The following is a 25007-nucleotide window of genomic DNA, read 5'->3' on the forward strand; positions in this document are numbered from 1 at the left end:
GCGGCGCTGTTATCGCTTTCGCTTCTCCCGCATCAGATTCGTTGTCAGCTCTTTTCAGAAAGCCTGCACTCGATGAAACCGTCGCGCACTAAAGCCCCTTGTCTAGACCGTCTCAGGTAGAAATCACGAAATGCCTGGCACTCATAGCTTGAATTTTTTGGATCCAACTGATAGAAACTCATATTCTAGGCACTTTGATATCACTTGGAGAAACAGTGATGAGCGACAAGAACTTCCGCGTAACATATACCCGTGGCACTAGTTCTTCGGTAGTCACCGCAAGCGTGCGAGCGAGCAGTGCGAGTCAAGCGAAGGAAAAAATCAAAGAGCGGGAGCGCGGTCAGGCGAAGATCATTTCCGCAGTTGAGACCTGATTACTTGCGAAGCGCGTTTTACAGCAAGCTCACCTCATTGATGTGAGCTTATTTGATCAAGGAGAGAGCGCATGGAAGAAGACACGCAAGAAAACAGCAGTCCTTCATTCAGCGAGTCGCTGGACAACATGATGGGCGATGCTTGGAGTGAGGTTAAGGATGACTTTTCGCATGGTACAGGTATGGCCCGAGCTGCCTCGACGGCAAAGCTACTCGGCAAAGGATCGTTTTATCTTGGCGTGAAGTTTATTCAGAATCTGCCTCATGCCCTCGAAAAAATAAAAGAAAAGCAGGCAAAGTAACCATAGCCGCGCGTGTCCCTGAAGCATAATCAGTTCGAATAACAATAAAAGCCCGCTGGTCAAGCGGGCCTTAGGATAACCTGCTGTAGAGGAAAGCTGTAGGCGTGAGCCCTCATCACTCTTACTCTAAATATTGCGTCAAAGTCAGAGTTAGCCCATCCGGCCGCTCATTGAACTCTTGATTCCCGAACCATAGCCGGGATTTTAAGTTCTCCACTCCGTTGAAGCATAAATATATGAAGATAAGGTGTTGCACTTCAGTCTTCAGGCTCAAATATCCAATTATTTACCTGCAGCTGCTTACTTTGCTTTGTTAAAGCATCAATATCAGCTTCAAGCGATGATTTTGCTACACTGGAACTTTTACCCACCACATTCGATACAACAACCGAGCTCTTACCTTCCAATTGCCACCGCGCATGTTGAATCAAAGACTCGGCCTCACCCATTTCGAATATCGAGTTCAGGTGTAAAGACACTCGTGAATAGTTAAAAAAAGGACACCAACCTAAAAGTTGTGGAAGACTGTGTTCTAGACGAGCGAAATCGTCCTCAGTTATAAACGGAACTGACACGAGCTCCAAAATATACTCAACAAATTTGTCAAAAACCTGCAAAAGCGAAGAGGGTTCCAGCTCAGCACAAATATGCATAACCTCACTTGGCTTGAAGTCAGGAAAAAGACGCTCCACTGTTTCAGATATGATACCTAACTCGCGCCGCTCTCTATCATCCGGGTTCTTCCAAAGCAAGCTAGTTCCGAGATCAATAATTTTCAACGAGGAAAAAGAACCAATTCTTAGAATATGATGGTCATGAAAATTTTTTGTAACTCCGACTTCGTCTTCAAAGATCAGTATATTCCCCGTATGTGGGTCACCATGCAGCACCCCTTGACTATAAACATGTTTAAGCCCGCGGGAATACAAACACCAAAATGCGCATCGTTGGAGAATACTCTGTTTATTACTATTTAGGTACTCAAGCAATTGATCTCTTTTCGGCTCTTTGATGACTTGTTTTTTTAGCCAGCCCTTTAACGAGTCGCCAGCTATAAGCTCCATGAGAGCGAACGGAGAGTCTCCCGCGATGTCTAGTCTGTAGACCGTAACAAACAATGGATGCGTCATTGCGGCGAGGCGTTGGACTTCACGCATAGCGCCTTCACGGACTGCCTCTCCCGATTTGTACCAAACTTTAACAGCAATATGGCGATCTATGTCTAAATCAACACCTTCGAAGACTGTGCCGTGAGCACCTGATGCAATACTTCGCAGAATTTTAATATTTGGCAATTTAATCGCATGACCATTAAGTACGACTAAACCATCTTTAACCTCAACATTTGGCCTCTGCCTCACAAATATACTCCCTGTAATATTTTTAAATCAATTAGCAATCTTTGCGTGACTGGCGCGAAGATTCTTTGGATCAGTGTCGGATCGCGCAATAGACGTGTACATATCATGAAAATGAAAACAGTTCTTTATGCGGATCCAGCACTCTAACGCCTATATGTAATCGATCAATTACGACGATAAAAAAGCCTAAGACCGTGTTATTTCAATACTATATCGGGAACATCTCGTCCATAAGCTGCAGAAAATAGCTTCCCCCACCACCACCATTTCCTGCAGATGCAATAAAGGCGCCTCTCGGCGCCCTTATTGTTCAGATCACTCCCACTCGATGGTCGCTGGTGGCTTGCTCGACACGTCGTAGGTAACGCGGGAGATGCCTTCGATTTCATTGATGATGCGGCCGCTGACGGTTTCCAGCAGTTCGTAAGGCAGGTGAGCCCAACGCGCGGTCATGAAGTCGATGGTTTCTACGGCACGCAGGGCAACTACCCAGGCGTAACGACGGCCATCGCCAACAACGCCAACCGATTTGACTGGCTGGAACACCACGAATGCCTGGCTGACTTTGTGATACCAGTCGGCCTTGCGCAGTTCTTCGATGAAGATGTGGTCGGCGCGACGCAGCAGGTCGGCGTATTCCTTCTTCACTTCACCGAGGATTCGCACGCCCAGGCCCGGGCCCGGGAACGGGTGACGGTAGACCATGTCGTACGGCAGGCCCAGCTCCAGGCCCAGACGACGGACTTCGTCCTTGAACAGTTCGCGCAGCGGCTCGACCAGTTTCAGGTTCATTTCTTCCGGCAGGCCGCCCACGTTGTGGTGCGACTTGATCACGTGAGCCTTGCCGCTTTTGGCGCCAGCCGACTCGATCACGTCCGGGTAGATAGTGCCTTGGGCGAGGTACTTGATGTTGTCCAGTTTGTTGGACTGGGCATCGAATACGTCGATGAAGGTGCGGCCGATGATCTTGCGCTTCTTCTCTGGGTCGCTTTCGCCAGCCAGGTTGTTCAAGAACTGATCTTCAGCGTTGGCGCGGATCACCTTGACGCCCATGTTCTCGGCGAACATGGCCATCACTTGCTCGCCTTCGTGCAGACGCAGCAGGCCGTTGTCGACGAAGACGCAGGTCAGTTGGTCGCCAATGGCTTTGTGCAGCAGCGCGGCAACCACCGAGGAGTCAACGCCGCCGGACAGGCCGAGCAGTACGTTGTCGGTGCCGACCTGGGCGCGAATGTTGGCGATGGCGTCTTCGGCAATTTTCGAAGGCGTCCACAGGGCTTCGCAGCCGCAGATGTCGAGGACGAAGCGCGAAAGGATGCGACCGCCCTGCTTGGTATGGGTCACTTCCGGGTGGAACTGCACGCCGTAGTAGCCGCGAGCGTCGTCGAACATGCCGGCAATCGGGCAGCTCGGGGTGCTGGCCAGGATGTGGAATTCCTGAGGCATCTTGGTGACTTTGTCACCGTGGCTCATCCACACGTCGAGGCCGAACAGGCCGTCAGCGTCGATGTGGTCTTCGATGCCGTCGAGCAGGCGGCTCTTGCCGACTACGTCAACGCGGGCATAACCGAACTCACGCAACTCGGAACCTTCGACCTTGCCACCCAGCTGTTCAGCCATGGTCTGCATGCCGTAGCAGATACCGAAGACTGGTACGCCCAGGTCCCAGACAGCTTGCGGTGCGCGCGGGCTGTCGGCGACGTGTACGGACTCGGGGCCGCCGGCGAGGATGATCCCCTTCGGTGCGAATTCGCGAATCGCTTCGTCGTCCATGTCGAACGGATGCAGTTCGCAGTACACGCCGATCTCGCGCACACGGCGGGCGATCAGTTGGGTGTACTGGGAACCGAAGTCGAGGATCAGGATGCGGTGGGCGTGAATGTCGAGGGCCATGAAGTCAGTCTCGTCTAGTGAATCAGAAACAACTCGGGGCTGAATAAAACAGCCCCGGTTACTTAACTTATTGCTGGAAGCCTCAACCTACGCGGTAGTTTGGCGCTTCTTTGGTGATCTGTACGTCGTGAACGTGGGACTCGGCCATGCCAGCGCCGGTGATCCGCACGAACTCAGGCTTGGTGCGCATTTCTTCGATGTCGGCACTGCCGGTGTAGCCCATCGAGGAACGCAGGCCGCCCATCAGTTGATGGATGATGGCGCTCAGGGTGCCCTTGTACGGAACACGCCCTTCGATGCCTTCAGGTACAAGCTTCTCGGCGCCTGCCGAGGAATCCTGGAAGTAACGGTCGGAGGAGCCTTGAGCCTGGGACATGGCGCCCAGCGAACCCATGCCGCGGTAAGCCTTGTACGAACGACCCTGGAACAGTTCGATCTCGCCCGGTGCTTCTTCAGTACCAGCGAACATCGAGCCCATCATCACGCAGGAAGCACCGGCAACGATAGCCTTGGACAGGTCACCGGAGAAACGGATGCCGCCGTCGGCGATCAACGGAACACCAGTGCCTTCAAGGGCAGCGGCGACGTTGGCGATGGCACTGATTTGCGGGACGCCGACACCGGCGACGATACGAGTGGTGCAGATCGAGCCAGGGCCGATACCGACCTTGACTGCATCAGCGCCAGCTTCGGCCAGAGCCAGAGCAGCAGCGCCGGTAGCGATGTTGCCGCCGATGACCTGCACTTCAGGGAAATTCTGTTTGACCCAGCGAACGCGGTCGATCACGCCTTTGGAGTGACCGTGTGCGGTGTCGACCACCACCACGTCGACACCGGCATTGACCAACGCAGCTACGCGATCACCGGTGTCTTTACCGGTGCCGACAGCAGCGCCAACGCGCAGACGACCTTGGTCATCCTTGCTGGCCAGCGGGTAAGCCTTGGCTTTTTCGATGTCGTTGACGGTCATCATGCCTTTGAGGGCAAACTTGTCGTCGACGATCAGTACGCGTTCGATGCGATGTTTGTGCAACAACTCGCGGACGTCGTTCTTGTCGGCGCCTTCCTTGACCGTGACCAGACGCTCTTTAGGCGTCATCACTTCACGGACAGTGGCTTCCAGACGGTTTTCGAAACGTACGTCACGGGAAGTGACGATGCCGACCAGGTCGCCATCGTGCAGTACCGGAACGCCGGAGATGTTGTGCAGGCGGGTCAGTTCGAACAGTTCACGAACCGTGGCGTCAGCCTCGATGGTGATCGGGTCCTTGACCACGCCGGCTTCATAACGTTTGACCTTGCGAACTTCGGCAGCTTGCTGCTCGATGGTCATGTTCTTGTGGATGATGCCGATGCCACCTTCCTGAGCCATGGCGATTGCCAGACGGGCTTCAGTGACGGTGTCCATTGCGGCAGAAACCAGAGGAATATTCAGCTCGATGCCACGGGTTAGGCGGGTCTTGAGACTGACTTCGTTAGGAAGCACCTCGGAATAACCGGGCACTAGGAGAATGTCGTCGAATGTCAGAGCTTCTTGGCTGATACGCAGCATCGCGGGGGCTCCCGAGCGGGAAAATGGAAGCGCGCCATTATAGTCAGACACCCCCTCGGGTTCAATGTAAAACTCTGTCTATTATTGGCATTACTGATATACGGGGATTGCCGAGCGGATCTGCAGGGTCTGCGGCTTTTTGTAGGAACTGCCGAAGGCTGCGATCTTTTGATCTTCAGCGATTTCAATTCCGTCGAAGATCAAGGTCAAAAGATCGCAGCCTTCGGCAGCTCCTACGGTGTCCCCCCGACGTTATAACTCGACTTTCACCCAACTCACGGGCTGATCGAGCCAATCGGCGAACTCATCGATAAAGCTCTGCTTGAACCCGGCCTCGGCCCAGTTGTTGAAGATGAAACCCAGGTTTGAGAAACCGCATTCCTGCAAAAACAGAAACCCGTTGATGTCATCTTCATGCCCGCACTCGGGGCAGGTGAAGTTATCGGTGCGCCCCGGCATCCACTCTTCCAGGCTTTCGAACAGCGCTTCGCCGACTTCCTTGCGGCACTCGGCGCAACCCGCCTCTTCCAGGAAACCCTTGGCCGGCGTGTAGATGCAGCGTTTGGTGATGATTTCCAGGCCATTGATCGGCTCACCGAACGGCAGCGCTTCCGGGTGCAGGACCACGGCGCGCGCGCCGTCAGCCAGTGCGTAACCCATGCGATTACCAGTGCGCCCGCAGGTCGTCAGCTCTTCTTTGATAATGTTCTTGCGCACCAGCCACCGAACGATTGCCCGGGCCCGGGGTTCGTGCACCGGCAACGTGGAGATTTTCGGGACGATGATGCTTTGGGAATTCATGGTGCAAGCCTGCAAATACTGAATGATCACCCTTGTGGGAGCGAGCTTGCTCGCGATGAGGGCATTGCAGCCAACATTAATGTTGCCTGACCCACCGCCATCGCGAGCAAGCTCGCTCCCACAGGATCTGCGGCCGGCAGCTTAATCCCTGACACACTCAGGTCAAGTACTCAAATAGCGCCCGATCAAGGCAATGCCGCTGGCCAGCACCAACCAGGTCACCATCCGTACAAAGGCCTCCCGGGACAGCTTCATCGTCAACCGCCGGCCGATCCACAACCCCAGCGCCATGGCCGGTAACAAGCACACGGCCAATACCAATAAGGGTAGCTCGGCATACACACCCGCGACGGCAAACAGGCTCAAACGCACCACGGTGCTGCAACTGATCAGCGCACTCTGGGTCGCCCGGGCCGCGTCCTTGGGCAGGCGACTGTTCAGATAGATCGCATATAAAAAGCCACCGCTGCCAAACAACGCCCCGAACATCCCGCCCACCGTGCCCATCGGCACTGCCCAACCGGCAGACAACTGTGTCGGACGGGTTTTGGCCCACAAGCTGTACACTGCATAGGCGCTGATAAACAGCCCCATCAACAGCAACAACAAATCGGATTTGAGGTTCAACAGGAAAATCACCCCCAACGTGCAGCCCACCGCCATACACGGCAGTAGCCGCAGCAGTTCGGGTTTGTCCACATCCCGCCGCGAGGGCAGCAGATTGCCGAAGGCCGCGACAAAATCCAGCAGCACCAGCAATGGCACGATTTTCGACAGCGGCATAAACAGGATCAGGATCGGCCCGGCCACCAGCGCGGTGCCAAACCCGGCAATGCCAAACACGATGTACGCCAGGACGATGCCCAGTCCGATCACCAACCAAGCCGTCGCACCGAACGGCCATTGGTTCAACATCTCAAGCACATTCATTTGCAGGCTTTCCTTGAATACCTGTGATGACTTTAGCCAGCGCCAAGCGTTGCGACTAATATCTTCAAAGTCGCCAACCCATCTCGAAAAGGCATGCCTCGTGCTTTCAACCCGCCAATTGCGTTACTTCGTGGAAATCGCCGAGTGCGGCAGTTTCAGCGCTGCGGCCGAACGCCTGTTTATCGCACAGTCCGCCCTGAGCCGGCAGATCAAGGACATGGAAACCCGCCTGCAAACACCGCTGTTCGAACGTACCGCGCGCCAGCCCCGACTGACCGCCGCTGGTGAAGCCTTTTTGCCCCGGGCCAGAAACCTGTTGCTTGAGCTGACCAAGGCCAGCGAGATGGCGACTCAGGTCGGCAACGGTCAACTCGGCACTTTGCGCCTGAGCCATTCCAGTACGGTGCCGATGAGCGGCCGCTTGTTGCGGGGCATCAGCGCTTATCTGGATCAGCATGCCGGCGTGTCCATGGACATCGTCAAACTGTCCTCCGAAGCGCAGTTGGAAGAGCTGGCCGAAGGTCGTCTGGATGTTGGTCTGTTGCGCTTGCCAGTGCTGCGTCAGCGCGAAGGCGTGCAGATTGTTCCTTTATATAGCGAGCGTTTGCTGCTGGCTGTGCCACCGAATCATCCACTGGCTGTGGATAAGTCCACTCAAGGCATCGACCTCGCGCAGTTGAAGGATGAGGCGTTTATCTCGATTCCTCATCCGCAGCGTGGCGGCTTGAGTTACTTGTCTGCCGAGTTATGCATGCGCCAGGGCTTTTTCCCCAAGGCCGCTCGGGTGGTGTCGCGCAAAACCACGCAACTGCAATTGATTCAGGCCGGGTTCGGCATTGCGCTGTTGCCGGAATCGCTGCAAGACATTGCCCCGCCCGACATCCATTTCCTGCCACTGGCCGACCCGGATTGCCACAGCACCGTCGCCCTCGCCTGCAGCCAAAATCCTCCGCCCCTGATCCAACACTTCATCAACATCTGCACAAATCCCTGTGGGAGCGGGCTTGCTCGCGAAAGCGGCCTAACATTCAACATTGACGCTAACTGACACACCGTCTTCGCGAGCAAGCCCGCTCCCACAAGGGATTTGTGTGTACGCATGGAGATTGTTCGCCGAATGCCTTTATCATGCGCCCCATGATTAAAGATCCCTTTGCAAGACTCGGCCTGGACCGTGAAGTCCTGACTGTCAGCCAGCTCAACGGCCGCGCGCGGGTGTTGCTGGAAGACGTGTTCAGCAATATCTGGGTCGAAGGCGAAATCTCCAACCTCGCCCGCCCGGCGTCCGGCCATGTGTATTTCACCCTCAAGGACAGTGGCGCCCAGGTCCGTTGCGCACTGTTTCGGCAGAACGCCGCTAAGGTTCGCCAAGCGTTGAAGGATGGCCTGGCGGTCAAGGTCCGTGGCAAGGTCTCGCTGTTCGAGGGCCGTGGCGACTATCAACTGATCCTCGACACTGTGGAGCCGGCCGGTGACGGCGCCCTGCGCCTGGCCTTCGATGCGCTGAAAGAAAAACTCAGCGCCGAAGGCCTGTTCAGTGCCGAACGCAAAGTGCCGCTGCCGGCGCATCCACAACGCATCGGCATCATCAGTTCGCCCACCGGCGCGGTGATTCGCGACATCATCAGCGTGTTCCGCCGCCGCGCGCCGCAGATCCAACTGACGCTGATCCCGACCGCCGTACAGGGTCGCGAAGCCACTGCACAAATTGTCCGCGCCCTGAAACTGGCGGACGCCCGGGGTTTCGATGCGCTGATCCTGGCCCGTGGCGGCGGCTCGCTGGAAGACCTCTGGTGTTTCAACGAAGAAGCCGTGGCCCGCGCCGTGGACGCCTGCGTGACGCCGATTGTCAGCGCCGTCGGTCATGAAACCGACGTCTCGATCAGTGACTTCGTCGCCGACGTTCGCGCCCCGACGCCTTCCGCCGCTGCCGAACTGCTGGCGCCGGACTCCAGCGATCTGGTGCGCCGGGTCGAAAGCCTGCATCGCCGCTTGGTCATGCGCATCCGTGACCGCTTGATGCGCGATCGCCTGCGCCTGGAAGGCATGTCCCGTCGCCTGCGCCATCCCGGCGAACGCCTACGCCAACAAGCGCAACGCCTGGACGATCTGGACATGCGCATGCGCCGCGCCTTCGAGCGCAGCCTCAATACCCGTCGCGAACGCTTGATCCGCCTGGAAACCCGCCTCGCCGGGCAACATCCAGGTCGGCAATTGGCGATGCTGCGCCAGCGCCTCGACAGTCTCGCCGAACGCCTGCCCCGGGCCATCCGCGAAGGCCTCAAAAGCCGTCGCCTACAACTGCAAAGCCAGGTGCAGACACTGCAAGTGGTCAGTCCGTTGGCGACCCTCGCCCGTGGCTACAGCATTCTGCTGGACGAGCGTGGCAACGCGATCCGCAGCGCCGAGCAGACCCACAACGGCCAGCGCCTGAAAGCCAAACTGGGCGATGGCGAGCTGCAAGTTCGCGTCGAAGACAATCACCTGACGCCTGTCACCCTTTCTTTACTGGATTGATCCATGCCACGTTTTTTAGCTCCGTTGCTTTTGTTGTGCCTGACCTTCAACGCCCACGCTGACAGTTACATCACCCGCCTGTTGAACAAACCGGTGCCGGGCGGCGTGGCCGTGGTGGACCTGGGCACCGCTGCCCAGGCGCCAAAAGCCACGTATCAAGGCAAACCGGTGCTGGTGGTCAAGGAACAGAGCAATTGGCTGGCGATCGTCGGTGTGCCGTTAACGGTCAAACCGGGGACCCAGCAAGTGAACAGCGGCGGCCGTAATCTGAGCTTCACGGTCGGCAACAAGAAATACCCGGAACAGCACATCACGCTGAAGAACACCCAGCAGGTCAATCCAAACCCGGAGAATCTGAAGCGTATCGAAGGCGAACTGGCAGAACAAATCCAGGCTTATCGCAGCTTCAGCCCCGTCACCCCGAGCAACCTGCTGCTGGACAAACCGGTCAATGGCCCGCTGTCGAGCAAGTTTGGTGTACGTCGATTCTTTAATGGTGAGGAGCGAAATCCTCATGCGGGGCTGGACTTTGCGGTGCCTGCGGGTACGCCGATCAAGACGCCGGCGGCGGGCAAGGTGATTTTGATCGGTAACTACTTCTTTAACGGCAACACCGTGTTTGTCGACCATGGCCAGGGCTTTATCAGCATGTTCTGCCACATGTCGAAAATTGATGTGAAGGTTGGGCAGCAATTGGCCCGTGGTGGCGTGGTTGGCAAGGTCGGTTCGACCGGGCGCGCGACCGGGCCGCATATGCACTGGAATGTCAGTCTGAATGATGCTCGGGTCGACCCGGCGATTTTTATTGGGGCGTTTCAGCCTTGATTAATGGGTGAGGCTCGCGGCCTCTTCGCGAGCAGGCTCGCTCCCACAGGGGATCTGGGTTGTGATTAAGATCCAGAGTGGGAGCGAGCCTGCTCGCGAAAGCGGCTTACGCAACACACCAATACTCACTGAATTCCCGCAAACCTCAATTGCGCCCTAATCAACGCTCACGCAAAAATCAAAAAGATCCGCCGGCTTAGGCACAATAAAATCTCGCAAAACCCGGCTTTTCGGGTATTCCTCTCAATTTTTTTCGACTGCTTGCCAACCTTAACCCCGGCGGTTAGGGTTGAAGACATGAAAACCTCTCACACCCTCATTCAGCTTCGCCAGCACCGCAGCCTGTGCCTCGTCAGTGCACGACTGCCGGGCTGAATTGCGGTGCCTCGCCTTACACGTTTCCCCAAACACTTTTGATCCACCGGCAGGCCGCCTTTTTTCGGCCCACACAATAAGGATTTCCCGATGAGCATGCTCAAAGACCCGTCTTCGAAATACCGCGCGTTCCCGACCATCGACATCCCGGACCGCACTTGGCCGTCGAAGACCATCACCGCCGCGCCGATCTGGTGCAGCTCGGACTTGCGCGACGGTAACCAGTCGCTGATCGAGCCAATGGACGCGGTCAAAAAGCTGCGTTTCTGGAAAACCCTGGTACAAGTCGGCGTGAAAGAAATCGAAGCGTCGTTCCCGGCGGCTTCGCAAACCGACTTCGACTTCGTGCGTACCCTGATCGAAGACGGCCACATCCCGGACGACACCACCATTCAGGTGCTGACCCAGGGCCGTGAAGACTTGATCGAACGCACTTTCGAATCCCTGCGCGGCGCGAAGAAAGCCATCGTTCACCTGTACAACGCGACCTCCCCTTCTTTCCGTCGCATTGTCTTCAACCAGGACAAGGACGGGATCAAGGCCATCGCCGTTAACGCTGCCAAGCTGTTCGTCAAATACGCCGCCCAGCAGCCGGACACCGAGTGGACCTTCGAGTACTCGCCAGAAACCTTCAGCGCCACCGAGCTCGAGTTCGCCAAAGAAGTCTGCGACGCAGTCATTGAAGTCTGGAACCCGACGCCTGAGCACAAGGTGATCCTCAACCTGCCAGCCACCGTCGAATGCGCGACCCCGAACATCTACGCCGACCAGATCGAATGGTTCGGCCGTCACATCAACCGTCGTGACAGCGTGATCATCAGCCTGCACACCCACAACGACCGTGGCACTGGCGTGGCCGCCACCGAGCTGGGCCTGATGGCCGGCGCTGACCGTGTCGAAGGTTGCCTGTTCGGCAACGGCGAGCGCACCGGTAACGTCGACCTGGTCACCGTGGCGTTGAACCTCTACACCCAGGGCATTCACCCTGAGCTGGACTTCTCCGACATCGACGGCGTGCGCAAAGTCGTCGAAGAGTGCAACCAGATTCAGGTGCACCCACGTCACCCGTACGTTGGCGACCTGGTTCACACCGCGTTCTCCGGCTCCCACCAGGACGCCATCCGCAAGGGCTTCGCCCAGCAGAAACCGGACACCCTGTGGGAAGTGCCGTACTTGCCGATCGACCCGGCCGACATCGGCCGCAGCTACGAAGCGGTGATTCGCGTCAACAGCCAGTCGGGCAAGGGCGGTATCGCTTACCTGCTGGAACAGGAATACGGCATCAGCTTGCCGCGCCGCATGCAGATCGAGTTCAGCCAGGTGGTGCAGCGAGAAACCGATCGCCTCGGTCTGGAGATGACCGCCCAGCAAATTCACGCGCTGCTTCACAGCGAGTACTTGCAGGCCAACACCCCGTACGCACTGGTCAGCCATCGCTTGCAGGAAGAGAACGGCAACAGTTCGGTCGAAGTGGAAGTCTCTGGCAAGGGCCAGGGCGAAACCAACCTGCACTGGCGCGGCAAGGGCAACGGCGCCCTGGAAGCACTGGTGGCTGGCCTGCCGATCCCGGTGGAAATCATGGACTACAACGAACACGCCATCGGCGCGGGCACCAATGCCAAAGCTGCGGCCTACATTGAACTGCGGGTTGACGGTCAGCGTGCGGTGCACGGCGTAGGTATCGATGAAAACATCACCACCGCCAGCTTCAAGGCGCTGTTTAGCGCACTGAACCGCTCGCTGAGCCAGCCGGAAGCGAAAGAAGCGGCGTAAGCCTTCGCTGAAATGCAAAAGGCCCCAAGGTGAGAACCTTGGGGCCTTTTTGTTGATCGTTCCCACGCTCTGCGTGGGAATGCCTCAAGGGACGCTCCGCGTCCAGTGACGCGGAGCGTCACGGGCTACATTCCCACGCAGAGCGTGGGAACGATCGGTCAGGTGAACTCGAAGGTATCAGCATCCAGATTCGCTGGAAACCGCGTGCGGTAAGCCGCCAGTTCCGCCGCATTCAGCACCGCCTGAAACACGCCATCCGCTTCGCCTGCGCTGAGCAATGTCTCGCCCTGGAAATCCAGAACCTGACTGTCGCCGGTATACGCAAAGCCCTTGCCGTCAGTACCAATCCGGTTCACCGCCGCCACATAGCAGAGGTTCTCGATTGCCCGGGCCGGCAACAAACGGTTCCAGTGCTGACGCCGTGCACCCGGCCAGTTGGCGGTGTACAGCAGCAAGTCGGTGTCCTGAGCATCACGGCTCCAGACCGGGAAGCGCAGGTCGTAGCAGATCAGCGGCCGAATCCGCCAGCCCTTGAGTTCAAACTGCACTTGGCGCTCGCCGGGAGTGTAGTGGTTGTGTTCGCCGGCCATACGGAACAAGTGGCGCTTGTCGTAATGCAACACATCACCGTCCGGCCGCGCCCAAAGCAGGCGATTGCGGTGACTGCCATCAGCCGCCTGAACGATCACGCTACCGGTGATCACGGCATCGAGCTTCGCAGCCTGGACCTTCAGCCATTTAGTGGTCGGGCCGTTCTCCGCCTCGGCGAGGGTCTCGGATTGCATGGAGAACCCGGTGGTGAACATCTCCGGCAGGATGATCAGGTCCGCACCGCGGGCCTGTTCCAGCAACTGCTCGAAATGCTCCAGGTTGGCTTGGCGGTCATGCCAGGCCAGGGTGGTCTGGATCAGAGCGATGTTCAGGTTGGGCAGCGCACTCAGATCACGCATAGTTTTTCCGCTGCTTCACGTAGGGTCTCCTCGCGTTTGGCGAAGCACAGCCGCACCAGGCGCTGGCCGACCGGTGGGTTTTGGTAGAACACCGAAACCGGGATGCTCGCCACGCCGTGTTCGCGGGTCATCCACATGGCCATTTCGACGTCGTTGAGGTCCGGGCGAATCTGCGAATAATCGACCAACTGGAAATAGGTGCCGGTTACTCGAGTGAAGCTAAAACGCGATGGCGTCAGCAGATCGCAGAACAGATCGCGCTTGGCCTGATAGAAACCGGGCAATTCTTCGACGTGTTCCGGATGCTCGGCCATGTAATCGGCCAACGCATATTGCAGCGGTGTCACACCACAGAAACTGACGTACTGGTGGACCTTGCGCAGCTCCGCCGTGAGGGCCGGTGGTGCAACGACGTAGCCGGTTTTCCAACCAGTGACGTGGTAAGTCTTGCCGAACGAACTGACGACGAAGGCACGTTTATACAGTTCTTCGTGGGCCAGAACACTGACGTGGGGCACACCGTCGAACACCAGGTGTTCGTAGACCTCGTCGCTGATCACATAGATGTCACGGTCGCGGATCAGCGCTGCCAGTTGATCCAGCTCGGCGCGACTGATCAGCGCACCGCTCGGGTTGTGCGGGGTGTTGAGGATGATCATCCGCGTACGCGGGCTCAGGGCCTCAGCGAGCTTCTGGAAGTCAATGGCGAAGTCTTTCAGACCCAACTGCACATGGACGCAACGGCCACCGGCCAACTCAACCGCCGGCTCGTAGCTGTCATAGGCTGGATCAAACACGATGACTTCATCGCCGCTGTGGATAACTGCCTGGATCGCGCAGAAGATCGCCTGGGTCGCGCCGGGGGTGACGGTCACTTCATGGTCGGCATCCACTTGGGCGCCATAGCTGCGCGCGATCTTCGCCGCAATCTGCTGCCGCAACACCGGCAGGCCGGTCATCGGCGAATACTGGTTGTGGCCGCTGGCGATATGCCGACCGACTGCATCACGCAGCGCCTGAGGACCGTCGAAATCGGGAAACCCCTGGGACAGGTTGATTGCCCCGGTTTGCGCCGCGAGTTGAGACATCTGAGTGAAGATAGTGATGCCGACATTCGGCAGCTTACTGGTGATCATCGGTGATTCCCTGCTCTACACCCGGCTCTAACGGCGGCGCGGGAGAGCCCGAGGATAGCCCAAACGGCGCCCATAAAAAAAGGGTGCCAACAGGCGCCCCTCTTCTAAAACATTCATCGCATAACCTGTGGTGAGGGGGCTTGCCCCCGTTGGGTCGCGAAGCGGCCCCCAAATCTGCAATCGAGGTGTAAGTGACTGAACACCTCGATCGATTTGCGACTGCTTCGCAGCCGAACGGGGGCAAGCCCCCTCACCACAACAAGCCCCACACATAAAGGGTGTGGAACCAGCAATCAACGCTTGTCGCGGCGCTTCTTGTCGGCTTTTTTGTGGTGCGACATCATGCGACGCTTCTTGTTGACCTGACGGTCGGTGAGCGAGTTCTTGTTGCCTTCGTACGGGTTCTCGCCGCCCTTGAACTCGATGCGGATCGGCGTACCGACCAGCTTCAAGACACGACGGTAAGTGTTTTCCAGGTAACGGACGTAAGACTTCGGCACCTTCTCGATCTGGTTACCGTGGATCACGATGATCGGCGGGTTCGCACCACCCAAGTGGGCGTAACGCAGCTTGATCCGGCGGTTGTTGACCATCGGCGGCGCGTGCTCACCGACCGCATCTTCCAGAATCTGGGTCAGGCGGTTGGTCGGCCAGCGGGTAACCGCGGACTTGAACGAGTTCTGTACCGACGCGTAAAGGTTACCTACGCCAGTGCCGTGCAGGGCCGAGATGAAGTGGATGTCGGCGAAGTCGACGAAGAACAGACGACGTTGCAGCTCGACCTTCACGAAGTCGCGCTCGCTCGGCGTCATGCCGTCCCACTTGTTGATCGCAATAACCAGCGCACGACCCGCTTCGATGGCAAAGCCCAGCAGGTTGAGGTCGTGATCCACGACGCCTTCACGGGCGTCCATCACGAAGATCACCACGTTGGCGTCTTTGATCGCTTGCAGGGTTTTGACCACGGAGAATTTTTCAACTTCTTCGTGGATTTTGCCGCGCTTGCGCACACCGGCGGTGTCGATCAGCGTGTACTTCTCGTCGTTACGCTCGAACGGGATGTAGATACTGTCGCGGGTGGTGCCGGGTTCGTCATAAACGATTACCCGGTCTTCACCGAGCATGCGGTTGACGAGGGTCGACTTGCCGACGTTCGGACGGCCGATGATGGCGATCTTGATCCCGTCTTTTTCGCTTGGACCAGGAATGCGCTTGGCTTCCTCGCCTTCAGCAACGATCTCTTCTTCGCCGTCTTCCGACTCTTCTTCGTCTTTCGGGAAAGTGCTGAGAGCAATTTCCAGCATCTGGGTGATGCCACGACCGTGGGCACCGGCGATTGGAATCGCGTGACCCATGCCCAACGGAGCGAACTCGGCGCGGGCCATTTCAGGGTCGATGTTGTCGACCTTGTTGGCAACCACGTAGGAACGCTTGTTACGTTTGCGCAAATGCTCGGCGATCATCTGGTCGGCGGCGGTGAAACCAGCCTTGGCATCTACCAGGAACAGAACGACATCGGCTTCTTCAATGGCCAGCAGCGACTGCTCGGCCATTTTTTCGTCCATACCGTGCTCGTCACCGGAGATACCGCCGGTGTCGACCAGAATGTAGGAACGCCCTTGCCACTTGGCCTCACCGTATTGGCGATCACGGGTCAGACCGGACAAGTCGCCGACGATGGCGTCACGAGTCCTGGTCAGGCGGTTGAACAAGGTGGACTTGCCGACGTTCGGTCGGCCCACCAGGGCGATTACGGGAACCATGCGGCTCTCCACTTCGTTATTTCAGAAAATACAAAAGCCGCTGCTAGGCAGCGGCTGGTGCTCGGGGCAGCGCTTGGAAGCGCTGCGAGCCTTGCAGAACAAGGCCGCTTGGGGGTTAAACCCCAAGCATAGTCAAATCTTTACTTAATGGTCAGGGCTTCCAGTTTGCCACTGTTGCCATACACATAAATCGTGTCACCCACCACCAGCGGACGGGCGCGCAGGCCGTCGCTGTCGATGCGTTCGCGGCCGACGAAGCGACCGTCCACCTGGCTCAGCAGGTGCAGGTAGCCTTCCATGTCGCCGACTGCAACGTAGCTGGAGAACACTTCCGGAGCCGACAGTTGACGGCGAGCCAGCGAATCGTTGGTCCACAAGGCTGTGGTAGAACGTTCGTCGACGCCTTCAACGGTGCCCGAAGACAGGCTCACGTAAACGCTGCCGAAACCCTGGGCGACACCCGCATAGCTGGAAGCATCACGCTGCCAGAGCTGACGACCGCTTTCCAGGTCCAGTGCCGCAACGCGACCCTGGTAGCTGGCGACGTACAGTGTACCGCCGGAAAGCAGCAGACCACCGTCAATGTCGACCACGCGCTCCAGTTCCGAACGACCCTGTGGAATCGCAATCCGCTGTTCCCACACCGGCACGCCGTTGGTAATGTCGAGAGCGACCACTTTACCGGTCGACAGGCCAGCCACCGCGAGGCGGTTGGTGACGATTGGCGCACTGGTGCCGCGCAGGGTCAGGACCGCTGGCGTGCTGTCATACAACCAGCGCTGGGTACCGGTTGAAGCATCCAGGCCGATCAGACGATCGTCCTGAGTCTGAACCACCACAACGTCACCGTTGTTGGCGGGCGGTGCGAGAACTTCGCTGGAAACGCGAGCCTTCCACTTCTCTTCACCGTTGGTGGCGTCAAGGGCAACGATTTCGCCCTTGAGCGTACCGATCGTAACCAGACCATAACCTACGCCAACGGCGCCGGAGACAGGCAGATCGAGCTTTTTCTTCCACTTCACGTCGCCAGTGTTGCGGTCCATCGCCACCACAACGCCTGTAACGTCGGCGGCATAGATGGTATCGCCATCGATCGCCGGCACCAGCATGTTGTAGGTTTCGCCCTGACCGTCACCGATCGAACGACTCCACTGCTTGTGCAGGACCACTTCCTCTTTGAAGTCGACCAGTTCGGCTGGCGGCAATTCTTTTTTGCTGTTGCTGCTGCAACCCGCGGCCAAAATGGCCAGAGCCAGCAATGCTGCATGTTTCCAACGGATCACGTCACGCATCCCCTTTGGCCAGGTCGTCCAGCTTGATTTGTAGGCCGCCGACTGCCGCTTCATCCGACAGTGCTGCCTTGGCTTTTTGATACGCCGTATTCGCTTCGTCAGTACGACCCAACTGCACCAGCAGGTCGCCCTTGAGTTCTTCGCGAGTGGCCAGGAACGACTTGTCGGCATCGCCTTCAAGCAGTTTCAGGGCGTCTTCGACCTTGTTCTGCGCCGCCAGCACCTGCGCCAGACGCTGACGGGCGATTTCGCCCAGCGCCGGGTTGGCCGGTTTGTCGGTAATGGCTTTCAGCTCGCTGGCTGCGTCGTCCAGCTTGCCGCTGTCGACCGCAACTTTCGCCACGAACAGGCTGCCGTATTGCGCATAAGCAGAACCGCCGAACTCGCTGTTGAGCTTGCCGGCCAGGTCCGCAACACGGGCTGCGTCAGGCTTGCCGTCAGGCGTCAGCGTGGTTTCCAGCAGTTGCTGATAGAGAATCGAGGCGCCTTGCGACTGATTGCTCTGATACTTGTGGAAGGCCTGCCAGCCGAACACGATGACCAGCGCCAACAGGCCGCCAGTGACCAGGGGCTTGCCGTTACGTGTCCACCAGTCCTTAAAATCCGCCAGTTGTTCGTCTTCGGTACTCGACACCCCAATACTCCTTAATCGCTAAATCGGCTGTTTGACAGCTTCAACCCTGCACGACGCAGGTGGCCAGGTGTGCAGCGAGCGCATCCCAGGCAATGCTTTGTTGTTCGCCCTGGCCACGCAGGGGTTTGAAACCTACCACTTGCTGGGCCATCTCGTCGTCACCAAGGATCAGCGCATACAGCGCACCGCTCTTGTCGGCTTTCTTGAACTGACTTTTGAAACTGCCGGCGCCGGCATTGACTTGCAGGCGCAGGTTGGGCAACTGGTCACGAACACGTTCACTCAAGGCCAGACCGGCCAACTCGGCAGCTTCACCGAAGGCGCAGAGGTAGACGTCGACCTGACGGGAGATTTCTTCCGGGATCTGCTCCAGGGTTTCCAGCAACAGCACCAGACGCTCGATGCCCATGGCGAAACCAACGCCCGGGGTCGGCTTGCCGCCCATTTGCTCGACCAGACCGTCGTAACGGCCACCGGCACACACGGTACCCTGGGCGCCCAACTTGTCGGTGACCCATTCGAAAACGGTCTTGCTGTAGTAGTCCAGCCCGCGAACCAGCTTCGGGTTGATCACGTAAGGAATGCCGGCAGTGTCGAGGCGAGCCTTTAGGCCCTCGAAGTGCACGCGGGATTCGTCGTCGAGGTAATCGGCCATTTTCGGCGCGTCGACCAATACCGCTTGAGTGTCGGCGTTCTTGGTGTCCAGAACCCGCAACGGGTTGGTTTTCAGACGGCGTTGGCTGTCTTCGTCGAGCTTGTCCAGGTGCGCCGAGAGGAACTCAACCAGGGCTTCGCGATAACGACCGCGGGATTCAGCAGTCCCCAGGCTGTTGAGTTCAAGCTTGACCGCATCACGGATGCCCAGCTCGCCCCACAGACGCCAGGTCAGCACAATCAGCTCGGCATCGATGTCCGGACCATCCAGGTTGAAGACTTCGCAACCGATCTGGTGGAACTGGCGATAACGACCTTTCTGTGGACGTTCGTGGCGGAACATCGGGCCGATGTACCAGAGTTTCTGCACCTGGCCACCGCCGGTGATGCCGTGCTCGAGCACCGCACGCACGCAGGCCGCCGTGCCTTCAGGGCGCAGGGTCAGGGAGTCGCCGTTGCGGTCGTCGAAGGTGTACATCTCTTTTTCGACGATGTCGGTCACTTCACCGATGGAGCGCTTGAACAGCTCGGTGAATTCGACGATCGGCATGCGGATCTGCTTGTAACCGTAGTTATCCAGCAGACGCGAGACAGTGCCCTCGAAATGACGCCACAGGGGAGTCTGCTCGGGCAGGATGTCGTTCATGCCACGAATGGCTTGCAGAGACTTGCTCACTATAAATCCTTAAATTCGTTCGATCAGCCGCGAGCGATTACAGCTGCGTCGGCCTCGACCTTTTCGGCCGCTTTCTGGCGGATCAAGCGTTCAAGCTCATCCACCAGATTATCATTCGTCAGTTTCTGCGCCGGCTTGCCGTCGATGTAAATCAGGTTTGGCGTGCCGCCGGTCAAGCCGATATGGGCTTCCTTGGCTTCGCCCGGCCCGTTGACCACACAACCGATGACCGCGACATCCAGCGGCACCAACAGATCTTCGAGGCGCCCTTCCAGCTCGTTCATGGTTTTGACCACATCGAAGTTCTGCCGCGAGCAGCTCGGGCAGGCGATGAAGTTGATACCACGGGAACGCAGGTGCAGAGATTTGAGAATGTCGTAGCCGACTTTCACTTCCTCGACCGGGTCAGCCGCCAACGAGATGCGAATAGTATCGCCAATCCCTTCGGCGAGCAGCATACCGAGGCCCACGGCGGATTTCACCGTGCCAGAGCGCAAACCGCCGGCTTCGGTGATACCCAAGTGCAGCGGCTGGACAATTTCCTTGGCCAGCAAGCGATAGGCGGCGACGGCCATGAACACGTCGGAAGCCTTCACGCTGACCTTGAAGTCCTTGAAATTCAGGCGTTCCAGGTGCTCGACATGACGCAGGGCCGACTCGACCAGCGCGGCCGGGGTCGGCTCGCCGTATTTCTTTTGCAGGTCTTTTTCCAGGGAACCGGCGTTCACGCCGATGCGGATCGGGATCCCGCGGTCACGAGCGGCATCAACCACCGCACGCACGCGATCTTCACGACCGATGTTGCCCGGGTTGATGCGCAGGCAGTCAACGCCCAGTTCGGCTACGCGCAGAGCGATCTTGTAGTCGAAGTGGATGTCGGCAACCAACGGCACCTTGACCAGTTGCTTGATCTTGCCGAATGCCTCGGCAGCGTCCATGTCCGGCACCGAAATGCGCACGATATCGACGCCAGCGGCTTCCAGGCGATTGATCTGGGCCACGGTGGCGGCCACGTCATTGGTGTCGCTGTTGGTCATGCTCTGCACAGCGATAGGCGCATCGCCGCCAACAGGCACGTTACCGACCCAAATCTTGCGGGATTCGCGACGTTTGATTGGAGATTCGCCGTGCATGACTTATTGACCCAACTTCAGGCGAGCAGTCTCGCCACTGGTGAACGGAGCGACATCAACCACCTGACCGTTGTAGCTGACTTGCGCGCCACGGGCGAAGCCCAGACGTACGGCAAAGGGTGGCTTGCCGCTGACAGAAACGTTTTCGCCTTTGCGCTTGAGACCGCTTAACAGCACTTTGCCGCTGCCGTCAGTCACTTGCGTCCAGCAATCGGCAACGAACTGCACCGACACCTGACCTTGACCGGCGACCGCCGCAACCGGTGCAGCAGCCGCTGCGGAAACAGCCGGTGCCACTGGCGCCGTGACCGTCGCTGCCGGTGTGCTCGGAACGGTCGGGGCCGGAGTAGCTGGTGTGGCAACCACGGGCGCAGGCGTATGAACCGGTGCAACCGCAGTGGCTGCCGGAGCGACAGGTGCTGCTGGCTCGGTGGCCGGAGCAGCGCCTTCGGCACCGGTCGATTCAGCGCTGGTTTCGGACTGAGGCAATGCCAGTGCAGTCGAACCCTGGGTCTGACCTTGCGCGACAGCCTGGTCTTCTGGCTCGTCCAGCGGATGGATCTGAGTGGTACCGTCGGCGCCTTCGACTTCAACGTGTTCCGGAGTCAGGCTGGCCAGGTCCTTGGTGCGCAGCGAGGTTTGATCCTGCCACCAGACAAAACCACCGCCAATCACCGCGATCAGCAACAGCAGGCTGACAATTCGCAAAATGGTGTGGGAAACCCGAACCGGCTCTTCGATACGACCCAGGCTATGGACGTTGCTGCCCTGGGAGTCGGTGCCGGTGGATTGGTCGAATTGTTGGACCAGAACGGTCTGGTCCATACCGAGCAATTTGGCGTAAGCGCGAATATAGCCGCGAGCAAAGGTATGCCCTGGCAGCTTGTCGAAAGCGCCGGATTCCAGATTACCCAGGGAATTAACGGTGAGGTTGAGCTTGAGGGCCACTTCGGCCAGCGACCAGCCATTGCTTTCGCGGGCCTGGCGCAAAGTCTCACCGGGGTTAACGCGATTCGCTGCTACAACTTCGGGATGCGCCGCTTTCATCATTGCTCCGACAGGTATTGCTGATATTCCGGCGTACCGGGATAGAGTCGTTTTAATTGCAGGCCAAAACTGGCGGCCTTGTCGCGATCTTCAAACACTTTTGCGAGCCGAACGCCGAGCAATAGACTACGTGCATTTTGCTCGGTGAGCAGGCTAAAACGGTCGTAATAGTCACGTGCGGGCACATAATGCCTGTCTTCGTAAGACAACTCAGCCATTTCCAGCAATGCGCGTGGTTGTTGACGGTTCAAACGCAGGGCTTTTTCCAGTTGCTGCTGGGCCAGATCACGCTGGCCAAGCTTGGAAGCGGTCATGCCCAGGTTTTCGAACACCCGAGAACGCTCAGGATACAGGGTATCGGCGGCGGCCTGCTCAAAGCGCTCGTACGCTTCCTTGTATCGTTTTTCTTCGTACAGAAAACTGCCGTAGTTGTTCAGGATACGTGCATCGGTGGGACGGGAAGACAGCGCTTTGCGAAAGTGCTGATCGGCCAGCTCCGGCTCCATCTCTGCCTGAAACACCAGACCCAGCGCCGCGTTGGCGTCAGGGTCCGAATTATCCAGGTCCAGCGCCTTTTTCAACGGCACTTTCGCCCGTTCGGTCATCCCTTGCTGCAAGTACCCCAGCCCCAGCTGCACGTAGGCGGCACGCGCTTCGTCGCGGCCCTTGCTGGTCTTCATCGGGTTGAAATCGCCCGACAGGACACAACCAGCACAGAGGCTGGCCAACAGCACAAGCAGCGCAAAGCGCAGGGACATAGAGATCCTCTCTTAATTATTGTTCGCGGCGTTCTGTGCCAAATCGTTCTCGGCGCTCAATTCACGCACCGCGATATAACGTTCGCTGCGACGGGTGCGATCCAGCACCTGCCCTACCAATTGGCCACACGCGGCATCGATGTCTTCACCACGCGTGGTGCGCACGGTGACGTTGTAGCCGGCATGGTGAAGCTGATCCTGAAAACGGCGAATGGCGTTGTTGCTTGGACGCTCATAGCCGGAATGCGGGAACGGGTTGAACGGAATCAGGTTGATCTTGCAGGGTACATTCTTGAGCAGTTCGATCATCTCGACGGCGTGCTCAACCTTGTCGTTGATGTCCTTGAGCATGGTGTACTCAATGGTCAACACACGCTTCTCGCCCAAGGTCGCCATGTAGCGCTGGCAAGACTCGAGCAGCATCTTAAGCGGATATTTCTTGTTGATCGGCACCAATTGGTTACGCAATGCGTCATTTGGTGCGTGCAGCGACAACGCCAGGGAAACGTCGATGTGCTTGGACAGCTCATCGATCATCGGCACCACGCCCGAAGTGGACAGGGTCACGCGGCGCTTGGAGATTCCGTAGCCCAGGTCATCCATCATCAGATGCATGGCAGCCACGACGTTGTCGAAGTTCAGCAGCGGCTCACCCATGCCCATCATCACCACGTTGGTGATGGCACGGTCGGCGGTTGCCGGGATGCTGCCGAACGATTTATTGGCAATCCACACTTGGCCGATGACTTCGGCGGCGGTGAGGTTGCTGTTGAAACCTTGCTTGCCGGTGGAGCAGAAACTGCAATCCAGGGCACAGCCTGCCTGGGACGAAACGCACAACGTGCCGCGTTTGCCCTGGGGAATGTAAACGGTCTCGACGCAGCTACCGGACGCCACGCGCACCACCCACTTACGGGTGCCGTCGGTGGAAATGTCCTCGCTGACCACTTCAGGACCGCGAACTTCAGCAATGACCTTGAGCTTGTCGCGCAAGGCTTTGCTGACGTTCGTCATGGCGTCGAAATCATCGACGCCAAGGTGGTGAATCCATTTCATTACCTGACCGGCACGGAAACGCTTCTCCCCGATTGAGTCGAAGAATTTTTCCATTTCCAGCTGAGTCAGACCCAGCAGGTTAGTTTTAACAGTCGATGTAGTCATGGATTCACCTTCACTCATAAGCCAATGCTTAGCGAGTGGTTACTTCAGTAGCTGCGAAGAAGTACGAGATTTCGCGAGCAGCAGCGGCTTCGGAGTCCGAACCGTGTACAGCGTTGGCGTCGATCGAATCAGCGAAGTCAGCGCGGATGGTGCCGGCAGCAGCTTCTTTAGGGTTGGTAGCGCCCATCAGCTCACGGTTCAGAGCGATAGCGTTTTCGCCTTCCAGAACCTGAACGACAACCGGACCGGAGATCATGAAAGCAACCAGGTCGCCGAAGAAACCACGAGCGCTGTGCTCAGCGTAGAAGCCTTCAGCTTCAGCTTTGGACAGTTGCTTCAGTTTCGAAGCTACAACGCGCAGGCCAGCTTTTTCGAAACGAGTGGTGATCTCGCCGATAACGTTTTTTGCAACAGCGTCAGGCTTGATGATGGAGAAAGTACGTTGAACAGCCATGGTGTAACTCCAGAAACGGTAATTTGTGAAAAATTAAACCCGCGAATTATACGCGGGTTCTTGGGTATTGCCTAACCTGCAGCGTGGCTCAGTCGCGTTCTTCGATCCAGTGGGCCTGAATGGCCTCCAGGACCTTCTCGCCACAGTGCTCAGGCTTGTCGTCGAACTCGGGCAATTCCATCACCCATTTGCGCAGATCGACGAAGTTGACCGACATAGGGTCCACTTCAGGCTTGCTTTCAGCCAACTGTATTGCGATTTCCAGCACATCAGTCCACTTGAGACTCATGACAGTTCCTTGAATCAGTGCGGCGCTTCGGCTGCATGGTTGAGCGAATACTTTGGAATCTCGACGGTCAGGTCTTCAGTCCCGACAATCGCCTGACAGCCTAGACGAGATTGCGGCTCCAGACCCCAGGCCCGATCAAGAAAGTCTTCTTCCAGCTCATCGGCTTCTTCGAGCGAGTTGAAACCTTCACGAATGATGCAGTGACAGGTGGTGCAGGCGCAAACGCCGCCACAGGCGCTTTCCATCTCGATGTGGTTGTCATGAGCCACTTCGAGAATGGACTTACCGGTTTCAGCCTCGACAACCATACCGTCCGGGCAATGCTCGGCGTGAGGCAGAAAAATGATCTGCGGCATC

Annotated in this window: 23 protein-coding genes; 5 read left to right on the plus strand and 18 right to left on the minus strand. The window is 57.8% G+C overall.

Translation table 11 applies throughout. The features are described 5' to 3' along the window. Window positions 1–445: 445 nt before the first annotated feature. Window positions 446–676, plus strand: a complete 231-nt coding sequence (locus JFT87_RS27145; RefSeq protein ID WP_201206419.1) for a hypothetical protein — start codon at window positions 446–448, stop codon at window positions 674–676. A gap of 257 nt (window positions 677–933) precedes the next feature. Here the strand turns inward: JFT87_RS27145 and JFT87_RS27150 are convergent, their stop codons facing one another. The 5 genes from JFT87_RS27150 to JFT87_RS27170 form a co-directional block, all read right to left on the minus strand. Beyond that, window positions 934–2037, minus strand: coding sequence for a protein kinase domain-containing protein (locus tag JFT87_RS27150; protein WP_201206421.1), 1104 nt, complete (start codon window positions 2035–2037; stop codon window positions 934–936). A 315-nt stretch (window positions 2038–2352) separates the two neighbouring features. Then, complete coding sequence (gene guaA / locus JFT87_RS27155; RefSeq protein ID WP_201206422.1) at window positions 2353–3930, minus strand: glutamine-hydrolyzing GMP synthase; 1578 nt, start codon at window positions 3928–3930, stop codon at window positions 2353–2355. 82 nt (window positions 3931–4012) lie between these two features. Then, a complete protein-coding gene (guaB, locus tag JFT87_RS27160; protein WP_201206424.1) occupies window positions 4013–5482 on the minus strand; it encodes an IMP dehydrogenase in 1470 nt (489 codons plus the stop codon). 252 nt (window positions 5483–5734) lie between these two features. Next, window positions 5735–6283, minus strand: a complete 549-nt coding sequence (locus tag JFT87_RS27165; RefSeq protein WP_201206426.1) for a sugar ABC transporter ATPase — start codon at window positions 6281–6283, stop codon at window positions 5735–5737. 162 nt (window positions 6284–6445) lie between these two features. Further along, window positions 6446–7213 (minus strand): sulfite exporter TauE/SafE family protein, encoded by a 768-nt coding sequence (locus JFT87_RS27170; protein WP_201206428.1) that lies wholly within the window; start codon window positions 7211–7213, stop codon window positions 6446–6448. Between the two features lie 100 nt (window positions 7214–7313). On the opposite strand from JFT87_RS27170, the gene JFT87_RS27175 reads away from it, so the two are divergent. From JFT87_RS27175 to leuA, 4 genes are all read left to right on the plus strand, one after another. After that, on the plus strand, window positions 7314–8261 hold the full coding sequence (locus tag JFT87_RS27175; RefSeq protein ID WP_201206430.1) for a LysR substrate-binding domain-containing protein: 948 nt from the start codon (window positions 7314–7316) through the stop codon (window positions 8259–8261). A gap of 89 nt (window positions 8262–8350) precedes the next feature. Next, window positions 8351–9730 carry an exodeoxyribonuclease VII large subunit gene (gene xseA / locus JFT87_RS27180; RefSeq protein WP_201206431.1) on the plus strand — a complete coding sequence of 460 codons (1380 nt, stop codon included), beginning with the start codon at window positions 8351–8353 and terminating at the stop codon, window positions 9728–9730. A gap of 3 nt (window positions 9731–9733) precedes the next feature. Further along, window positions 9734–10555 carry a peptidoglycan DD-metalloendopeptidase family protein gene (locus JFT87_RS27185; RefSeq protein ID WP_201206433.1) on the plus strand — a complete coding sequence of 274 codons (822 nt, stop codon included), beginning with the start codon at window positions 9734–9736 and terminating at the stop codon, window positions 10553–10555. Between the two features lie 465 nt (window positions 10556–11020). Beyond that, window positions 11021–12703, plus strand: a complete 1683-nt coding sequence (leuA, locus tag JFT87_RS27190) for a 2-isopropylmalate synthase (RefSeq protein WP_201206435.1) — start codon at window positions 11021–11023, stop codon at window positions 12701–12703. 158 nt (window positions 12704–12861) lie between these two features. Here leuA and JFT87_RS27195 read toward each other — a convergent pair whose 3' ends face one another. From JFT87_RS27195 to fdx, 13 genes are all read right to left on the minus strand, one after another. Then, window positions 12862–13653 (minus strand): amidohydrolase, encoded by a 792-nt coding sequence (locus tag JFT87_RS27195; RefSeq protein ID WP_201206438.1) that lies wholly within the window; start codon window positions 13651–13653, stop codon window positions 12862–12864. Continuing rightward, on the minus strand, window positions 13641–14789 hold the full coding sequence (locus tag JFT87_RS27200) for a pyridoxal phosphate-dependent aminotransferase (RefSeq protein ID WP_201206440.1): 1149 nt from the start codon (window positions 14787–14789) through the stop codon (window positions 13641–13643). Before JFT87_RS27200 ends, JFT87_RS27195 begins: the two co-directional genes overlap by 13 nt. Window positions 14790–15082: 293 nt before the next feature. Beyond that, window positions 15083–16552, minus strand: a complete 1470-nt coding sequence (gene der / locus JFT87_RS27205) for a ribosome biogenesis GTPase Der (RefSeq protein ID WP_201206442.1) — start codon at window positions 16550–16552, stop codon at window positions 15083–15085. 140 nt (window positions 16553–16692) lie between these two features. Next, window positions 16693–17844 carry an outer membrane protein assembly factor BamB gene (gene bamB / locus JFT87_RS27210; protein ID WP_201206444.1) on the minus strand — a complete coding sequence of 384 codons (1152 nt, stop codon included), beginning with the start codon at window positions 17842–17844 and terminating at the stop codon, window positions 16693–16695. After that, window positions 17837–18478 carry a tetratricopeptide repeat protein gene (locus JFT87_RS27215; RefSeq protein ID WP_201193725.1) on the minus strand — a complete coding sequence of 214 codons (642 nt, stop codon included), beginning with the start codon at window positions 18476–18478 and terminating at the stop codon, window positions 17837–17839. Before JFT87_RS27215 ends, bamB begins: the two co-directional genes overlap by 8 nt. 40 nt (window positions 18479–18518) lie before the next feature. Beyond that, window positions 18519–19808, minus strand: a complete 1290-nt coding sequence (hisS, locus tag JFT87_RS27220) for a histidine--tRNA ligase (protein ID WP_201206446.1) — start codon at window positions 19806–19808, stop codon at window positions 18519–18521. Window positions 19809–19831: 23 nt separating this feature from the next. After that, window positions 19832–20941: a flavodoxin-dependent (E)-4-hydroxy-3-methylbut-2-enyl-diphosphate synthase gene (gene ispG / locus JFT87_RS27225; RefSeq protein ID WP_133840204.1), complete on the minus strand. Its 1110-nt coding sequence runs from the start codon at window positions 20939–20941 to the stop codon at window positions 19832–19834. A 3-nt stretch (window positions 20942–20944) separates the two neighbouring features. Beyond that, window positions 20945–21988 carry a RodZ domain-containing protein gene (locus JFT87_RS27230; RefSeq protein WP_201206448.1) on the minus strand — a complete coding sequence of 348 codons (1044 nt, stop codon included), beginning with the start codon at window positions 21986–21988 and terminating at the stop codon, window positions 20945–20947. Then, window positions 21988–22746 (minus strand): type IV pilus biogenesis/stability protein PilW, encoded by a 759-nt coding sequence (pilW, locus tag JFT87_RS27235; RefSeq protein ID WP_201206450.1) that lies wholly within the window; start codon window positions 22744–22746, stop codon window positions 21988–21990. The genes JFT87_RS27230 and pilW overlap by 1 nt, the downstream gene beginning before the upstream one ends. A 12-nt stretch (window positions 22747–22758) precedes the next feature. Further along, window positions 22759–23907, minus strand: coding sequence for a 23S rRNA (adenine(2503)-C(2))-methyltransferase RlmN (gene rlmN / locus JFT87_RS27240; RefSeq protein ID WP_201206452.1), 1149 nt, complete (start codon window positions 23905–23907; stop codon window positions 22759–22761). A gap of 28 nt (window positions 23908–23935) precedes the next feature. Then, window positions 23936–24361 carry a nucleoside-diphosphate kinase gene (gene ndk / locus JFT87_RS27245; protein WP_007916882.1) on the minus strand — a complete coding sequence of 142 codons (426 nt, stop codon included), beginning with the start codon at window positions 24359–24361 and terminating at the stop codon, window positions 23936–23938. A gap of 88 nt (window positions 24362–24449) precedes the next feature. Then, complete coding sequence (gene iscX / locus JFT87_RS27250; protein ID WP_201206454.1) at window positions 24450–24650, minus strand: Fe-S cluster assembly protein IscX; 201 nt, start codon at window positions 24648–24650, stop codon at window positions 24450–24452. Window positions 24651–24664: 14 nt separating this feature from the next. Continuing rightward, window positions 24665–25006, minus strand: coding sequence for an ISC system 2Fe-2S type ferredoxin (gene fdx / locus JFT87_RS27255; RefSeq protein WP_133840209.1), 342 nt, complete (start codon window positions 25004–25006; stop codon window positions 24665–24667). Window position 25007: the final 1 nt, after the last annotated feature.

It is taken from the genome of Pseudomonas sp. TH15 (assembly GCF_016651105.1).
GTDB lineage: Bacteria > Pseudomonadota > Gammaproteobacteria > Pseudomonadales > Pseudomonadaceae > Aquipseudomonas.

What these genes read in the sequence shown, in the direction of transcription:
- JFT87_RS27195 (WP_201206438.1), bottom strand. Translation starts at nt 13,653, where the DNA reads ATGCGTGATCTGAGTGCGCTGCCCAACCTGAACATCGCTCTGATCCAG.
- guaA (WP_201206422.1), bottom strand. Translation starts at nt 3,930, where the DNA reads ATGGCCCTCGACATTCACGCCCACCGCATCCTGATCCTCGACTTCGGT.
- JFT87_RS27185 (WP_201206433.1), top strand. Translation starts at nt 9,734, where the DNA reads ATGCCACGTTTTTTAGCTCCGTTGCTTTTGTTGTGCCTGACCTTCAAC.
- ispG (WP_133840204.1), bottom strand. Translation starts at nt 20,941, where the DNA reads ATGCACGGCGAATCTCCAATCAAACGTCGCGAATCCCGCAAGATTTGG.
- rlmN (WP_201206452.1), bottom strand. Translation starts at nt 23,907, where the DNA reads ATGACTACATCGACTGTTAAAACTAACCTGCTGGGTCTGACTCAGCTG.
- ndk (WP_007916882.1), bottom strand. Translation starts at nt 24,361, where the DNA reads ATGGCTGTTCAACGTACTTTCTCCATCATCAAGCCTGACGCTGTTGCA.
- JFT87_RS27170 (WP_201206428.1), bottom strand. Translation starts at nt 7,213, where the DNA reads ATGAATGTGCTTGAGATGTTGAACCAATGGCCGTTCGGTGCGACGGCT.
- leuA (WP_201206435.1), top strand. Translation starts at nt 11,021, where the DNA reads ATGAGCATGCTCAAAGACCCGTCTTCGAAATACCGCGCGTTCCCGACC.
- JFT87_RS27230 (WP_201206448.1), bottom strand. Translation starts at nt 21,988, where the DNA reads ATGAAAGCGGCGCATCCCGAAGTTGTAGCAGCGAATCGCGTTAACCCC.
- JFT87_RS27165 (WP_201206426.1), bottom strand. Translation starts at nt 6,283, where the DNA reads ATGAATTCCCAAAGCATCATCGTCCCGAAAATCTCCACGTTGCCGGTG.
- fdx (WP_133840209.1), bottom strand. Translation starts at nt 25,006, where the DNA reads ATGCCGCAGATCATTTTTCTGCCTCACGCCGAGCATTGCCCGGACGGT.
- guaB (WP_201206424.1), bottom strand. Translation starts at nt 5,482, where the DNA reads ATGCTGCGTATCAGCCAAGAAGCTCTGACATTCGACGACATTCTCCTA.
- xseA (WP_201206431.1), top strand. Translation starts at nt 8,351, where the DNA reads ATGATTAAAGATCCCTTTGCAAGACTCGGCCTGGACCGTGAAGTCCTG.
- JFT87_RS27200 (WP_201206440.1), bottom strand. Translation starts at nt 14,789, where the DNA reads ATGATCACCAGTAAGCTGCCGAATGTCGGCATCACTATCTTCACTCAG.
- bamB (WP_201206444.1), bottom strand. Translation starts at nt 17,844, where the DNA reads ATGCGTGACGTGATCCGTTGGAAACATGCAGCATTGCTGGCTCTGGCC.
- pilW (WP_201206450.1), bottom strand. Translation starts at nt 22,746, where the DNA reads ATGTCCCTGCGCTTTGCGCTGCTTGTGCTGTTGGCCAGCCTCTGTGCT.
- JFT87_RS27145 (WP_201206419.1), top strand. Translation starts at nt 446, where the DNA reads ATGGAAGAAGACACGCAAGAAAACAGCAGTCCTTCATTCAGCGAGTCG.
- iscX (WP_201206454.1), bottom strand. Translation starts at nt 24,650, where the DNA reads ATGAGTCTCAAGTGGACTGATGTGCTGGAAATCGCAATACAGTTGGCT.
- der (WP_201206442.1), bottom strand. Translation starts at nt 16,552, where the DNA reads ATGGTTCCCGTAATCGCCCTGGTGGGCCGACCGAACGTCGGCAAGTCC.